This window comes from Planomonospora sp. ID91781 (genome assembly GCF_015711595.1).
In the GTDB taxonomy this organism is placed as follows: domain Bacteria; phylum Actinomycetota; class Actinomycetes; order Streptosporangiales; family Streptosporangiaceae; genus Planomonospora; species Planomonospora parontospora.
Map to the genome: position 1 here is coordinate 433,735 of NZ_JABTEY010000003.1, position 14,668 is coordinate 448,402.

The window sequence follows — 14,668 nt, forward strand, 5'->3', positions numbered from 1 at the left end:
GCCGTGCCCCCGGTGCCTCCGGCCCCGCCCGACGCCGTGCGCCGTACGGCCCGGTCCTCCCCCGGCTCGTCGGCGGAGGACCGGGCCGGGGTCAGGCGATCCGGCGGGTGAGCGTCACCTTCGTCCGGGCGAACAGGGCGGCGACCGCCGCGGCGAGCACCGGCAGACCGGCCACCACCGCCGCGAGGAAGAGCCAGGGCAGCTCGACCGTCGGCGCGCCCTCCGGCAGCGGCGGCAGTCCGCCGCCCGGGTTCCCGGCCAGGAAGACGTCGTAACCGCGCATCGAGGCCGTCATCGGCCAGGCCGCGCCGATGCCTGTCACCACCCCGGCCAAGGTCCCGACCAGCACGCCGAGACCGGCGACGAACCCCGCCTGCCCGGCGACGACGAGTCTGCGGGTGCCCGGTGGCGCGCCGACGGCGGCCATGGTCGCCAGGTCGGGCCGCAGGTCGGCCGCGGCCAGTCCGGTGGCGACGAACGTGCCGCCCAGCACCAGGACGAACGCCGCTCCCAGCAGGATCCAGAGCTGGGCGGCGAGGTAGTCGTCCGTGAACCCCCGCTCGAGGTGGGCATTCGCCTGGCCGGCCGAGACCGCCGAGAGGTCCCTCGCGAACCGGATCTCCTGCTCCGGGGAGAACGACCGGGTGCCCAGGTCGGCGTAGAGCCTGCGCGGCACGGTCGTCAACCCGGCCGCGCGGACGGCGGAGGGGGGCAGCACCACGAGGGCGTGCCGGGGGTTCACGGCCTCCGCGACGACCGCGGACACCTCGATCTCGCGCTGCCCGCCCTCCCCGCGGGGGACGGCTTTCATCCTCAGCCGCCCGTCCCGGAGCAGTCCCGGGTCGAACACCACGGCCCTTCCCGAGGTCAGCGCCTCCGCGGCCACCGGGTCGTGCCTGCCCTGGACGAGGCGGAGCAGCCGCTCGTCCCCGATCGGGAGGTCTCCGTGGTCCCCCTCGACGTACGGCGTGCGGCCGGACGGGGGCCTGATGTACAGCGCCATGTCCTGCCCGCCGGCGTCCCGCACGGCGGCGGCCTCGATGAGCGGCACCCCGGGCAGCCGCCGCCGGGTGGCCTCCTCGACCTCGGCCCAGGCGCCGTCGTCCAGTCGCCCGCCACCGACCGTCAGGGTCCCGGCCGGAACCGCCGCCTGGTAGGAGTCCCTGCTCTCGGCGAAGTCGCTGCTCATCGCGACTCCTCCCGCGGTGAACGCGGCGGTCGCGGTCATCACCGCCGCCACGGCCGACGCCGTTCGGACCCCGTTCCGGGAGGCGTCCCGGGCGGCCAGGCGGAACGGGAGCGGGAGGCGGCCCGCCAGGCCCACGGCGGTCCTGACCAGCCGGGGCGTCAGCGCGATCAGCCCGAGCTGGGAGAGCAGGGCCGCGGCGAAGACCCATACCTCACTGAACCTGACGGCCAGGAAGACCGCCGCGACGCCCGCGGCGAGCAGGACGACGCCCAGCACGGGACGGCCGGCCCGGTCGCGGGCGTCGCTCCTGCGCCCACCCAGCACAGCCGCCGGGTTCTGGCGGGCGGCCTGCACGGCGGGCACCACGGCGGCGGCCAGCCCACTGGCCATGCCCAGCACGGCGACGGCCGCGATCCACGGCCAGGGGACGTCCAGCGGACCGACTCTTCCGATCAGTCGTCCCGCCTCCAGCGCCGCGGACAGGGCGGCGAGGCCGACCCCGAGGACGAGGCCCAGCACCGCCGCCCCGCCGCCGAGGACGAGGCCGTCGGCGAGCACCACCGTACGCAGCCGCCCCGGGGAGCCGCCCTGCGCGGCGAGCAGCGCGAGCTCCCGGCGGCGGCGGCGGAGCCCCACCGCGAAGGCGGGTCCGGCCAGCAGCACCACCTCCAGTACGACCATGACCCCGGTCAGGCCGATCCCCGCGACCCGTTCCACGTCCACGTAGGACGACTCGGCGTACGGCGCGGTGCTGGCGGGCGGGTCCTCCGCGACGGCGCGGGAGTGGGCGAGCAGCCCTGCCGCGTTCAGCCTCTGCACCTGCGCCCAGGTGACCGGGCCGGGGGTGTCCGCCAGCCAGCCGGTCCCCCTGCCGTTGCGCTCGCCCGGCAGCAGCGCCCCGGGGAGGCCCACGATCTCCGCCTGATCGGTCCAGTGCGGATGCTCGACCACGCCGACGATCCGTACCGGCCGATCCTGCCGCGTCACCGCCAGCGTCGCGCCGAGCCGGGCCCCCCTCTCCCGCATCCCGGCGGTGATCACGACCTCCTCGGAGGAGGCGGGCAGCCGTCCCTCCAGCAGGCGGTACAGGCCCGCCGCCAGCGGGTCGCGCAGGTCCACCTCGCCGGCGTTCACCTGCTCGTAGCCCTCCGGCGTCCGGAGCTCGACGTCGCCCTCGTTCAGCGGCAGCAGCCGCGTCCCAGGCTCCAGGAGCCCCGCCACCTCCGCCGCCGACCGCGGCCGTGTCGAGGGGACGGCCTCCCCGGAAACGGCCCAGCCCCTACCCGTGACGTCCTGGTACACGTCTGTCTGGAATCCGGTCGTCCTGATGCGGGCGTCGGCCGTGCCGAGTTCCGCAGTGCGGCCCTCGCGGGGATCGACGTCGGCGGTCGCCAGGAGGGTCAGCATCGCGGTGACGACGAGCACGGGCAGACCGATCATGGTCATGATCAGGGCGCTGCGCCCCTTCGCCCGCAGGGCGTCGCGGCGGGAGATCCGCAGGGCGGCGCGGAGGGCGGCCAGCGGGGAGCGGGTGGTCTTCTCCATCCGACCGGCGCTCATCGGGCGCTCTCCAGGGACGCGGCGGTGGAGTCGGCGATCTCGCCGTCGCGCAGGAAGACCACCCGGTCGGCCCAGGCGGCGTAGCGCGGCTCGTGGGTGACCAGCAGCACGGCCGCGCCGGCGTCGCAGCGGGTGCGCAGCAGGCGCAGGACGTCGTCGCCGGTGGGGGTGTCCAGCGCACCGGTGGGCTCGTCGGCCAGGACCAGCCGCCGCTCGCCGACGAGGGCGCGGGCGATGGCGACCCGCTGCCGCTGGCCGCCGGAGAGCTCGTCGGGGAAGCGGCCGGGCTCGGTGATCCCGATCTCGGCGAGGATCTCCGCGGCCTCGCTCCGGGCCTGCCGCGCCCGCACGCCGTCCAGCTCGCGCGGGAGCATCACGTTCTCTGCGGCGGTCAGCGACGGGATCAGGTTGAGGTCCTGGAAGACGTAGCCGACGCGCCTGCGGCGCAGCGCCGCGAGCTCCTTGGCGGACAGCCCGGACAGCGGCGTGCCCTCGACGGTCACCTCGCCCGAGGTGGGCGCGTCCAGCCCGCCGGCCAGGTTCAGCAGGGTCGACTTGCCGGACCCCGACGGTCCCATCACCGCGACCAGCTCTCCGGCGGCGACGTCCAGGCTCACCCCGCGCAGCGCGGGTACGGCCTGCGGGCCGTCGCCGTGGACGCGGGTGACGTCCGCGAGCCGTACGACCGGGTCGAAACTCATCAGAACTCCTCGTCTGGGGCGGGCCCGGATCCCGGCTCCGGGGAGCGGGTGGACTCCGGCGTCTCCTGCGTGCGGGGGGAGGCCGCGAGCACGGCCTCGCAGTGGTCGAGCCAGCGCTGCTCCGCCTCGGCCTGGAAGATCATCGAGTCGAGCACCAGCCGCTGGGCCGGGCCCTCGGCACCCGCCATGGCCCGGGTGAGCTCCTGCAGCGCGCGCATGGTCGCGGTGCGCTGGGCCCGGATCACCGGGCGCGGATCGGCGCCGGCCGCGACCGCCATGGCCAGCTTGACGACCAGTTCGTCCCGGGGCCGGTCGGACCGGGCGACGGGGGTGCTCAGCCATCGCTCCATCTCGGCCCGGCCGGCCTCGGTGATCGTGTAGACGACCCGGCCCTGGGCGTCCTGCTCGCCGGGGGCGACCAGGCCGTCGCGTTCCAGGCGCGCGAGCGTCGTGTAGACCTGGCCGATGTTGAGCGGCCAGATCGCCCCCGTCGACGCCTCGAACTCGGAACGCAACTGGTAGCCGTAGCGGGGCCCCTGGCTCAGCAGGGCGAGCAGCCCTTGTCGGATCGCCATGGATACTGAGTATGCATACTCGGTATGGTCACGGCAACCGAGGGTGGGGATCCGCATATTCTGGACAGGAATCGGGGTTGGGACCGATACTCGGGGGATGAGCTCGACGCATCCCCCGGCCCGCGCATCCGACGGGGACCGCGATCGTGCGATCAACGAGCTCCGGGACCGCGCCGTCGAGGGGCGACTTTCGCACGACACGTTCCTCGGACGCGTCGACATGGCCCTGCGCGCCCGCAACCAGGGCGAGCTGGAGAACCTGGTCGCCGACCTGCCGCAGCGCGGCCGGTTCCGCCGCATGGTGACGGAGGTCGTCTCGTCGATCTCCGACTTCACCACCCGGGTGGAGTCCGCCTGGCGCCGGCCGCGGCTGCCCAAACTGGCCCTGCCCGGTGACGCCCGCAACCGCTACGTGGTGGGCCGGGGTTCGGCCTGCGACCTGGTCCTGGCCGACCTGACGGTCTCCCGGATCCACGCCGAGCTCCGCCGGGACGAGGAGGACTGGATCCTCGTCGACCTCGGCTCGCTCAACGGCACCCGGCTGAACGACTGGCGGCTGGTCGGTCCGGCGCGGGTCCGGCCGGGCGACGTGATCTCCTTCGGCGACTGCGCCTTCGTGGTGGTCACGCCCCAGCCGACCTGAGCTCCTGCTCCGTGAGGAGATAGCGCGTCGTCAGCAGCACCGCGATCCCGGCGAAGAGGGCGGGGACCAGCGTGCCGCCGTACAGCACGGCCCGGACCGCCGACGCGGGCTGCTCCACCGCCGCGCCCGAGCCTGACTCCACGAAGCCCGCCACGCCCAGCAGCCAGCCGAGCACCAGCGCGCCGAACGCGAAGACCACCGTCTCGGCCGCCGTCCACAGGCCGGTGAACACCCCGGCCCGGTTCCTGCCGGTGACCGCCGCATCATGGACGATCACGTCGGAGAGCATCGAGAACTGCAGCAGCTGCAGGCCCGCGTAGCCGACGCCGACGACCAGCACGCACGCGTGCGCGTAGACCGGCCCGAGCTCCTCCGTCAGCGCCATCGCGGCCGCCCCGGCGGCGAACAGCGACGAGGCCGCGAGCATCGCCCCGCGCTTGTCGTAGCGCCGCGACAGGGCGACCCAGCCCGGCATCGTCACCAGCAGCGGCCCGACGATGCACAGCAGGAGGGTGCTGGTCGCCCCGGGATCGCCCAGCGTGTAGGTCGCGAAGTACGGCGCGCCCGCGAGCAGCGTCCCGGCGGCGAACATCTGGGCGCAGCTCAGGCCGAGCAGCAGCAGGAACGGCCGGTTCGTGCGGGCCGCGGCGAACTGCGCGCGCAACGACGGCTCGGACTCGGCCCGGACGACCACCGGGGCGCGGGCCGTACCGAAGAAGGAGGCCAGCATCGACACGAGCAGCACCGCGGCGACGACCACCCCCATGAGCCGGTAGCCGGACACCTCGGTGCCCGCGATCGCGGGGGCCACGGAACCGGACAGCAGGATCGCCAGGCCGATGAAGACCATCTTCCACTGCAGGATCGCCGAGCGCTCGTGGTAGTCGCCGGTCATCTCGGCCGGCATCGCCTTGTAGGGGACCTCGTAGAAGGCGTAGGCCGTGGCGGTGAGCAGGTAGCAGACCGCCACGTACGCCGCGGCGGGCAGGCCGGTCAGCGGCGGGCCCGCGAACGTCGCGGCGAACGCCGGGGGCAGGGTGAGCGCGCCCAGCAGCATCCAGGGGCGGCGGGCGCCGAAGCGGGAGACCGTCCGGTCGGAGCGTTGGCCGACCCAGGGGTTGACGACGACGTCCCAGACCTTGGGGAGGAAGGCCACCAGGCCCGCGATCCAGGCGGGCACGGCCAGCACGTTGGTCATGTAGAACAGCAGCAGCAGGCCCGGGACGGTGCCGAAGGTGGCGGTGCAGACCGAGCCGACGCCGTAGCCGAGGCGCACGCCCGGCGGAACGGTGGAGACCCGGGCACCGGACGCCGGTGTGATCATTGCCACATTGAACCCCACCAAGTGCCCGCTTGGTAGACCTGATCGGCATCCGTCTCGCCCCGCTCTCGTGGAGCGCTCCATCGCCGCGGCCGACGGCGTCGCTCATGTGCCGGAAATATTCCTGGACGTGAACTATCGACGGCTCCATGACATTTTGTCCGAAACTTCGCAAAAGGGGCGTTCGTTGGCGGTGGAATGCGGAATTTATCCAGGTCAGACCATCTGAAGGATGGAGGACCCGACATGCGCAGACCGCTAGGAGCACTCGTGTGCCTCGGCGCCGTGACGGCCCTGAGCAGTCCGGCCGTCGCCGCCCCCGCGGTCGAGCCGACCGCCACGCCCACCGCGACGAGCGGTGTGGCGGCGACCCCCGAGGAGGACGAGGTGGTGCGGCTGACGAACATCCAGCGCCAGAAGGGCGGCTGCCGCGCCCTCGTCAACAACCCGTACCTCCGCAAGGCCGCCTACGGCCACTCGCTCGACATGGCCACCCAGAACTACTTCAGCCACACCTCCAAGGACGGCCGGACCGTCGGCGACCGCATCAGGGCGGCCGGCTACACCGGGGCCCGGCGCTGGGCGGAGAACATCGCCTGGGGCCAGCAGACCCCGTCCGCGGTGGTCACGGCCTGGATGAACAGCTCGGGGCACCGGGCCAACATCATGAACTGCGCCTACGCCGACATCGGGGTGGGCCTGGCCAAGAACAGCAGCGGCCGGCCGTACTGGACGCAGAACTTCGCCGCCAAGCAGTGACCCAGCGGCGACCCAGCGGCGATCCGGAGGCGACCCAGCGGCGATCCAGAGGCGCGGGGAGGTTCCGCCCCTCCGGAGGCGTCCGGCCGGGACGTGCCGCCTCCCGCCGGGAGGCCGGCCGGAGGGCCGTACGTCCTCCGGCCGGTCCTCGCATCCCCAAGATTTTTTCCGGGATTTCCCGATCTTTACGGACGCGTCCGGAATCAGAATATGCCTGGTCGAAATCGGTCCAACGGCGTTCCGTGACGCGTCAGCCACCTCTTCGGTTTACCTGAGCCTCAGATTTTTGTCCGAAATTTCGTGACAAGACATGTCTGTGGGGACCAGAATGCGGACCCATCCAGCGTCCACCCATCTGGAGGAACCCACATGCGCAGACCGCTCGGAGCACTGATGTGCCTCGGAAGTCTGGCGGCCCTGAGCACTCCCGCCGTCGCGGCCCACGCCGCGGCAGGCCCGGGGGACATGTGCGGCGTGTCGGTGAGCGCCCCCTATGTCACGCCCGCCGGGAAGATCGAGGCGTCCGCGGCCCGCGCCGGCTGCGAGAACACCTCTCTGGTCCGGCTCCGCATCAAGCGCGCCCAGCCCGGTCCCGACCGGGTCGTCAAGAGCGGGTCCCAGCGAGGGCTCGTCAACGGTCAGCTCAACGTCAGCCTGCACTGCAGCAAGGCCGTCCGCACGTACTACGCCGAGGTCGTCGACTACCGGGGCAACCAGGCCCGGTCCCTTCCGATCCGGCTGTCCTGCTCCCTCCCGGGCTTCCCGTCCCCCACGGCCACCGCGGTGCCGAGCGCCACGCCCACCACCCCGGCGCCGCCGACCGCCACGCCCACCACCCCCGCCCCGCCGAGCGGCACCCCCACGGCCAAGCCGACCACTCCGGCGCCGCCGAGCGGCACGCCCACGAACAAGCCCACCACCCCCGCCCCGCCGACCGCCAAGCCCACCACCCCGGCCCCGCCGAGCGGCACGCCCGGCAACCCCGGCACGCCCGGCGCCGTGGGCACGGCTGAGGAGAACGAGGTCGTGCGGCTGACCAACGTCGAGCGGGCCAAGGGCGGCTGCGCCCCCCTCAAGCACGACCCGCAGCTGCGCCAGTCGGCCTACGGCCACTCCGCCGACATGGCGGCCAAGGGCTACTTCAGCCACACGTCCCAGGACGGCCGCACCTTCATGCAGCGCATCCGCGGGGCCGGCTTCACCGGGGGCAGGGCCTTCGCGGAGAACATCGCCTGGGGCTACCCGAACCCGGCCGCCGTGGTCGACGGCTGGATGAACAGCTCCGGCCACAAGGCCAACATCATGAACTGCGACTACAACCTCATCGGCGTCGGCGCGGCCAAGAACGCGCAGGGCCAGATCTACTGGACCCAGAACTTCGCCACCAGGTAGGACCCCGGACGGCCGAGGGGTCTCCTCGCCGCTCCCCCGCGTGCCCCGCGGGCCCTTTCGTCCTCCGCCGCCGCCGTCCGGGCGGTCACGGCGGGCGCGGGACCCGCAGGGCGCTCCCGGCCGACCCCCCCACCGGGAGAAGACGACGCCCCCGCGACGGTCATCCGTCGCGGGGGCGTCGTCGTACGGGGGGCTCCCCGTACGGCCGGCACCGGAGGCGTTCCCGGGCCTACTTGTCCTTGAGCCAGCTCATCATCGGGCGGAGCTTGGCGCCGGTCTTCTCGATCGGGTGCTCGGCCAGCTCCTCGCGGTAGGCGGTGAAGCGCTTCTGGCCGCCGTCGAACTCGTCGACGAGCTCCTTGGCGAACTCGCCGGACTGGATCTCCGCCAGGATGCGCTGCATCTCCTTCTTCGTCTCCGGCGTCACGACGCGCGGGCCGCGGGAGTAGCCGCCGTACTCGGCGGTGTCGGAGACCGACCAGTACATCTTGTGGATGCCGCCCTCGTACATGAGGTCGACGATCAGCTTCATCTCGTGCAGGCACTCGAAGTAGGCGACCTCGGGCTGGTAGCCGGCCTCGATCAGGGTCTCGAACCCGGCCTTGATCAGCTCGGAGACGCCGCCGCACAGCACGGCCTGCTCGCCGAAGAGGTCGGTCTCGGTCTCCTCGGTGAAGGTCGTCTTCAGCGCGCCCGCCCGGGTGCCGCCGATGCCCTTGGCGTACGACAGGACCAGCGGCCAGGCGTTGCCGGTGGCGTCCTTCTCGACGGCGACGAGGCACGGCACGCCGCGGCCCGCGGCGTACTGGCGGCGGACGAGGTGGCCGGGGCCCTTGGGAGCGACCATCGCGACGTCGACGCCCTCGGGCGCCTCGATGAGGCCGTAGCGGATGTTCAGGCCGTGGCCGAAGAAGAGCGCGTCGCCCTGCTGCAGGTTCGGCAGGATGTCCTGCGCGTACAGGTGGCGCTGGATGTGGTCCGGCGCGAGGATCATGATCAGGTCGGCCTCGGCGGCCGCCTCCGCCGGGGTCAGCACGCGCAGGCCGTCGGCCTCGGCCTTCTCCCTGCTCTTGGAGCCCTCGGGCAGGCCGACGCGGACGTCCACGCCGGAGTCCCGCAGGGAGAGCGCGTGGGCGTGGCCCTGGCTGCCGTACCCGATGACGGCCACGACGCGGCCCTGGATGATCGACAGGTCGGCCTGGTCGTCGTAGAAGATCTCAGTCACTTACTTGAACCTTTCAGGGTTTTGTACGGCTCTGCTCGCGGTCGGGCTTCCCGCCCCGCGCGCGTCGCGCCGTCCGGATCCGCTCCGGGCGGCTGCTCCGCTCGCTCGGCGATCCGCCCGCTACGCGGTCCGGTCCAGGGCCCGGAGGGAGCGGTCGGTGATGGAACGGGCGCCGCGGCCGATGGCCACCATGCCCGACTGGACGAGTTCCTTGATGCCGAACGGCTCCAGGACCTTGATGAAGGCCTCCAGCTTGTCCGGCGTCCCGGTGACCTCGATGGTCACCGCGTCGGAGGCGACGTCGACGCAGCGCGCACGGAACAGGTTGACCAGTTCCAGCACGTTCGAGCGGGTCTCGGCGTCGGCCCGCACCTTGATCAGCATGAGTTCGCGCTGGACCGACTGGCCCGGGTCGAGCTCCACGATCTTCAGCACGTTGATCAGCTTGTTGAGCTGCTTGGTGACCTGCTCCAGGGGCAGTTCCTCGACGTTGACCACGATGGTCATCCGCGAGATGTCCGCGTGCTCGGTCGGACCCACCGCCAGCGAGTCGATGTTGAACCCGCGACGGCTGAACAGCGCCGCGACGCGCGCGAGCACGCCGGGCTTGTTCTCCACCAGGACGGAGAGCGTGTGCCTGCTCATGGGTTCCTACTCCTCGCTGTCCCAGACCGGCGCCATGTCGCGCGCGAACTTGATGTCGTCGTTGCTGGTCCCGGCGGCGACCATCGGCCAGACCATCGCGTCCTGGTGGACGACGAAGTCGATCACCACCGGCACGTCGTTGATCTCCATCGCCTTCTCGATGGTCGCGTCCACGTCCTCGGGACGCTCGCAGCGCAGGCCCACACAACCGTACGCTTCCGCGAGCTTGACGAAGTCGGGGATCCGGCGGACCGTCTGCAGGTCGGTGTTGGAGTAGCGCTCGTTGTAGAAGAGCGTCTGCCACTGGCGGACCATGCCGAGGTTGCCGTTGTTGATGACCGCGATCTTGATCGGCACGCCCTCGATGGTGCAGGTGGCCAGCTCCTGGTTGGTCATCTGGAAGCAGCCGTCGCCGTCGATGGCCCAGACCGTGGCGTCGGGGCGGCCCATCTTGGCGCCCATCGCGGCCGGGACCGCGAAGCCCATGGTCCCGGCGCCGCCGGAGTTGATGAACGTGCCCGGCTTCTCGTAGCCGATGAACTGCGCGGCCCACATCTGGTGCTGGCCGACGCCCGCGGTGTAGATCGCGTCCGGGCCGACGAGCGCGCTCAGCCGCTCCATGACGTACTGCGGGGCCAGGGAGCCGTCCTCGAACTCGGTGTAGCCGAGGGGGTAGGTCTTCTTGTAGGTGCCGAGGGCCGTCCACCAGTCGGTGTAGTCGCCCTTCCGGTCGTCCGCGCGCACCATGGCGATCAGCTCGGTGAGGACCTCCTTGCAGTCGCCCACGATCGGGACGTCCGCGTGCCGGTTCTTGGAGATCTCGGCCGGGTCGATGTCGGCGTGGACCACCTTGGCGTACGGCGCGAAGCTGGACAGCTCGCCGGTGACCCGGTCGTCGAAGCGCACGCCCAGCCCGATGATCAGGTCGGACTTCTGCAGCGCGCCGACCGCCGACACCGAGCCGTGCATGCCGGGCATGCCCATGTGCTGCGGGTGGCTGTCGGGGAAGGTGCCGCGCGCCATCAGGGTGGTGACCACCGGGATGCCGGTCAGCTCGGCGAACTCCAGCAGCTCCGGCGAGGCGCCCGCCTTGTGCACGCCGCCGCCGACGTACAGCACCGGCCGCTTCGCCTCGGCGATCAGCTTGACCGCCTCGCGGATCTGCTTGGAGTGCGGCCGGGTCACCGGCCGGTAGCCCGGCAGCTGCATCGCCGGCGGCCAGCTCGGGAAGGTCGTCATGGCCTGGAGGGCGTCCTTGGCGATGTCGACCAGGACCGGGCCCGGGCGGCCGGTGGAGGCGATGTGGAAGGCCTCCAGGATCGTCCGCGGGATCTCGGCCGGGTCGGTGACCAGGAAGTTGTGCTTCGTGATCGGCATGGTGATGCCGGAGATGTCGGCTTCCTGGAACGCGTCGGTGCCGATCGCGGCGCTCGCCACCTGGCCGGTGATCGCGACCATCGGGACCGAGTCCATGTAGGCGTCGGCGATCGGGGTGACCAGGTTGGTCGCGCCCGGGCCGCTGGTGGCCATGCACACCCCGACCCTGCCGGTGGCCTGCGCGTAGCCCTGGGCGGCGTGCCCCGCGCCCTGCTCGTGCCGTACGAGCACGTGCCGGACCTTGGTCGAGTCGTAGAGGGGATCGTAGGCGGGGAGGATCGCCCCACCCGGAATCCCGAACACGGTGTCAACCCCGACGTGCTCCAGCGCCCTCACGAGGGCCTGGGCTCCTGTCATCTGTTCGGTCATCGGCTCGTTCCTTGCGTGGCTGATGCGTGGCTGAGCTTCCTGCTGGCATAAAAAATGCCCCGTCCGCCTACGTGAGGCGGAGCCGGGGCGGCGCGCAGGTCGGAGTGCTTCGCTTAACGGCCTGCGCGCCGGCGAAGTACTACGCGGATCCCACGGTGATGCATGGCTCCACCATGACCGACGGAGCGTTCCGGCGTCAAATCCATGGAACGCAAGTCTCAGGATACGAGATGTCAGGCGGTGCCCTGCAGGCTGGAGGCACTGGCCGGCATCAGCGAGTCGACGCCCCGGGCGGTCATCGGCCGCGCCACCAGGTATCCCTGGCCGTGCGTGCAGCCCATCTCCCGCAGCAGCTCCAGCTGCTCGGCTCGCTCGATGCCCTCGGCGACCACGGTGAGCCCGAGGTCATGGCCGAGCCGCACGATCGTGCGGGTCAGCAGCGTCAGCGTCTCGTCCGAGCCGAGTCCCGACACGAACGACGGATCGATCTTGATCATGTCCACGGGGAGCTGGCGCAGGAACGCCAGCGAGGCGTAGCCGGTGCCGAAGTCGTCGATCGCCAGCCGTACGCCCAGGTTCCGCAGCGCCGAGAGACGGTCGATGATCTCCTCGGCGTCCTCGACCAGCATCTCCTCGATCACTTCGAGGGTGAGCGCGCTGGGCGGCAGGCCGCTCTCGGCCAGCGCCGACTCCACCGTCTCCACGAAGCGCGGCGCGATGATCTGCCGGGCCGACAGGTTGAGCGAGAGCCCGATGTCCCACGAGGAGGCCCGCCACGCGGCCACCTCCTGGCACGCCTGGCGCAGGATCCACTCGCTCAGCGGCACGATCAGGCCGGTGTCCTCGGCCGGCCCCAGGAACTGCTCCGGCGGCACGAACGCGCTCCCCCGCCACCAGCGCACCAGCGCCTCCACCGCGGTGACGCGCGAGGTCGCCAGGTCCACCACCGGCTGGTACTCGATGGCGAACTGGTTCTCCAGCAGCGCCCGCTGCAGGTCCGCGGCGAGCTCCAGGCGGCGGACCACGTCGGCGTGCATGTGCGCGGCGAACACCTCGACCCGGCGCCCGCCCAGCTCCTTGGCACGGGCCATCGCCACGTCGGCGTTGCGGATCAGGTCGGCCGAGGGCACGTCGTCGTCGGCGAAGGCCACCCCGACGCTCGCGGTCAGCGCGATGTCGCGGTCGGCCACCCGGAACGGCTCGGAGGAGACCGTGTGGACCAGCAGCTCGGCCAGGTCCACCGCCGTCTGCGCGTCCGCCCCCGTCTCCAGCAGCACCGCGAACTCGTCGCCGCCCCAGCGCGCCAGGGTGTCGTCGGCCCGTACGGCGGCGCGCAGCCGGCGCGCGGCCTGGCCGAGCAGGTAGTCGCCGCTGGCGTGGCCGACCGAGTCGTTGACCGAGGTGAAGCCGTCCAGGTCGAGGAAGACCACGACGGCGCGGCTCTCGCCGGGGCGGGCCAGCACCTCGCGGGTGCGCTCCTCGAAGTAGGCGCGGTTGGGCAGGCCGGTCACGCCGTCGTGGAAGGTGAGGTGGGCCACCTGGTTGCGCAGGGCCTCCTCGTCGCTGACGTCGCGGGCGGTGATCAGCAGCAGGTCCTGCCCGCGCACGTGCCGGGTGACCACCGACTCGGTCGGCCGCCAGGTGCCGTCGGCCGCCCGGACCCGACAGGCGATCATGAAGGCCTCCGGGCCCCGGACCGGCTCCTCCTCCAGGCTCATCGCGCGCAGCGCCTCCTGGATCCCGGGCAGGTCCTCGGGATGGACGTAGTCGAAGACCGGCTGCCCGGTCAGCTCGTCGGGGCGGTAGCCGTACAGGATCTCCACGCCGGCGCCGACCTCGTGCATCACGCCGTCGTAGTCGCACAGCAGGACCACGTCGCCGGTGCTCTCCGCCAGGTCGCGCAGCTGCCGCTCGCCGAGGTCGACCAGGACCCGCGCGCGGCCGATCTCCGCCAGCGCCCCCGACAGCCGGACCAGCAGGACGACCACGACCGACGCCGAGACGACCGCCAGGACCTGCACCGGTCCCTGCGCGCCGCCCCTGAGCACCCGGAGGAGCACGACCGCGGTGGCGACGGCGACCAGCAGCAGCGGCACCGCCGCGATCAGCGGTGAGGCGGGCCGCGGCACGGGCCGCTCCCCGTCGTCCTCCGGCGCGCGCCCGCTCCAGGGGACCGCGGCGAGCAGCAGGAACGCCATCGGGGCGGGCCACGCCCAGGGCATGGACGGGGTCTCCCCGGCGAGCCGGGTCACCGCGGTGGCCGTCTCCGCGACGGTGATCGCCCCGAGCACGGCGAGCGCCGCCAGGCCCACCGGCCAGGCCGACCGGCGGATCGGCACCACCGCCGGGCCGACCACGCAGGTCAGCAGCAGGCAGAGCAGCGGCGGGGCGAAGTTGACCGCGAAGTCGCCCGCCCCGGCCGCCTCCCGGTAGACCGGGCCCAGCACGAGCACCCAGGCGATCACGAGGAGGGAGGCCGCGCAGACGTAGGCGTCCGACAGGTCCCGCATGAACGCCCTGCCGTACGCGGGCCGGGCCGCGGACAGGCCCGTGCCCACCGCCAGCATCGCCGTGCCGGCCAGCAGCACCAGGTCGGCGAAGTTCACCGCGAACGGCGTGCCGTCCGCGAACGGCCGGACGGCGGTGCCGGCCAGCCAGGTCATCGACCCCGCGGCGAGCCAGCGCCAGGCGAGCGCCCTGCGGCGGCCCGTCACCCGGGAGGCCGCGGCCAGCAGCGACACCGCGGCGATCCCCGCCGTCACGGCTCCCGCCACCGCACCCGCGGCCACGGCCTGGACGCCGCTGACGAGAGCGGCAACGAACCCCGTCACGCCGACCGCGGCGGCGGCCGGCAGAGGTGTCCGGGGATCACGCCAGCGGATCAATGTCGTCTGCCCATCCAGTGTCGATTC

Annotated in this window: 11 protein-coding genes; 3 read left to right on the forward strand and 8 right to left on the reverse strand. The window is 72.6% G+C overall.

What is annotated here, in order from left to right; genetic code table 11:
- Positions 1-91: 91 nt before the first annotated feature.
- The 3 genes from HS048_RS32295 to HS048_RS32305 are packed head-to-tail and all read right to left on the reverse strand — an operon-like array spanning position 92 to position 4,025.
- Positions 92-2,749: an FtsX-like permease family protein gene (locus HS048_RS32295; RefSeq protein WP_230882406.1), complete on the reverse strand. Its 2,658-nt coding sequence runs from the start codon at positions 2,747-2,749 to the stop codon at positions 92-94.
- The gene (locus HS048_RS32300; protein ID WP_068897610.1) at positions 2,746-3,450 is read right to left on the reverse strand and encodes an ABC transporter ATP-binding protein; all 705 of its coding nucleotides are present in this window, start codon (positions 3,448-3,450) and stop codon (positions 2,746-2,748) included. Before HS048_RS32300 ends, HS048_RS32295 begins: the two co-directional genes overlap by 4 nt.
- Entirely contained in the window at positions 3,450-4,025 is a 576-nt protein-coding gene (locus tag HS048_RS32305; RefSeq protein WP_196469770.1) for a PadR family transcriptional regulator, read from the reverse strand. Before HS048_RS32305 ends, HS048_RS32300 begins: the two co-directional genes overlap by 1 nt.
- A 97-nt stretch (positions 4,026-4,122) precedes the next feature.
- Here HS048_RS32305 and HS048_RS32310 point away from each other — a divergent pair, with 97 nt between their 5' ends.
- On the forward strand, positions 4,123-4,668 hold the full coding sequence (locus tag HS048_RS32310) for a DUF1707 and FHA domain-containing protein (RefSeq protein ID WP_068897612.1): 546 nt from the start codon (positions 4,123-4,125) through the stop codon (positions 4,666-4,668).
- On the opposite strand, the gene HS048_RS32315 is transcribed toward HS048_RS32310, so the two are convergent.
- Positions 4,649-5,992 carry an MFS transporter gene (locus tag HS048_RS32315; protein ID WP_196469771.1) on the reverse strand — a complete coding sequence of 448 codons (1,344 nt, stop codon included), beginning with the start codon at positions 5,990-5,992 and terminating at the stop codon, positions 4,649-4,651. The two genes, HS048_RS32310 and HS048_RS32315, sit on opposite strands and share 20 nt — an antisense overlap.
- 243 nt (positions 5,993-6,235) lie before the next feature.
- On the opposite strand from HS048_RS32315, the gene HS048_RS32320 reads away from it, so the two are divergent.
- Positions 6,236-6,748 carry a CAP domain-containing protein gene (locus HS048_RS32320; protein ID WP_196469772.1) on the forward strand — a complete coding sequence of 171 codons (513 nt, stop codon included), beginning with the start codon at positions 6,236-6,238 and terminating at the stop codon, positions 6,746-6,748.
- A gap of 369 nt (positions 6,749-7,117) precedes the next feature.
- Positions 7,118-8,140 (forward strand): CAP domain-containing protein, encoded by a 1,023-nt coding sequence (locus HS048_RS32325; protein WP_196469773.1) that lies wholly within the window; start codon positions 7,118-7,120, stop codon positions 8,138-8,140.
- A gap of 229 nt (positions 8,141-8,369) precedes the next feature.
- Here HS048_RS32325 and ilvC read toward each other — a convergent pair whose 3' ends face one another.
- From ilvC to HS048_RS32345, 4 genes are all read right to left on the reverse strand, one after another.
- Positions 8,370-9,356, reverse strand: coding sequence for a ketol-acid reductoisomerase (gene ilvC / locus HS048_RS32330; protein ID WP_068897808.1), 987 nt, complete (start codon positions 9,354-9,356; stop codon positions 8,370-8,372).
- Between the two features lie 129 nt (positions 9,357-9,485).
- On the reverse strand, positions 9,486-10,010 hold the full coding sequence (ilvN, locus tag HS048_RS32335; protein ID WP_068897615.1) for an acetolactate synthase small subunit: 525 nt from the start codon (positions 10,008-10,010) through the stop codon (positions 9,486-9,488).
- Positions 10,011-10,016: 6 nt separating this feature from the next.
- Positions 10,017-12,092 carry an acetolactate synthase large subunit gene (locus tag HS048_RS32340; RefSeq protein ID WP_269435873.1) on the reverse strand — a complete coding sequence of 692 codons (2,076 nt, stop codon included), beginning with the start codon at positions 12,090-12,092 and terminating at the stop codon, positions 10,017-10,019.
- Complete coding sequence (locus HS048_RS32345; RefSeq protein WP_196469774.1) at positions 11,990-14,587, reverse strand: bifunctional diguanylate cyclase/phosphodiesterase; 2,598 nt, start codon at positions 14,585-14,587, stop codon at positions 11,990-11,992. Before HS048_RS32345 ends, HS048_RS32340 begins: the two co-directional genes overlap by 103 nt.
- Positions 14,588-14,668: the final 81 nt, after the last annotated feature.

Excerpts from the sequence above, each read along its gene's own strand:
- HS048_RS32295 (WP_230882406.1), bottom strand. The coding sequence starts at position 2,749 with ATGAGCGCCGGTCGGATGGAGAAGACCACCCGCTCCCCGCTGGCCGCC.
- HS048_RS32300 (WP_068897610.1), bottom strand. The coding sequence starts at position 3,450 with ATGAGTTTCGACCCGGTCGTACGGCTCGCGGACGTCACCCGCGTCCAC.
- HS048_RS32305 (WP_196469770.1), bottom strand. The coding sequence starts at position 4,025 with ATGGCGATCCGACAAGGGCTGCTCGCCCTGCTGAGCCAGGGGCCCCGC.
- HS048_RS32310 (WP_068897612.1), top strand. The coding sequence starts at position 4,123 with ATGAGCTCGACGCATCCCCCGGCCCGCGCATCCGACGGGGACCGCGAT.
- HS048_RS32315 (WP_196469771.1), bottom strand. The coding sequence starts at position 5,992 with ATGATCACACCGGCGTCCGGTGCCCGGGTCTCCACCGTTCCGCCGGGC.
- HS048_RS32320 (WP_196469772.1), top strand. The coding sequence starts at position 6,236 with ATGCGCAGACCGCTAGGAGCACTCGTGTGCCTCGGCGCCGTGACGGCC.
- HS048_RS32325 (WP_196469773.1), top strand. The coding sequence starts at position 7,118 with ATGCGCAGACCGCTCGGAGCACTGATGTGCCTCGGAAGTCTGGCGGCC.
- ilvN (WP_068897615.1), bottom strand. The coding sequence starts at position 10,010 with ATGAGCAGGCACACGCTCTCCGTCCTGGTGGAGAACAAGCCCGGCGTG.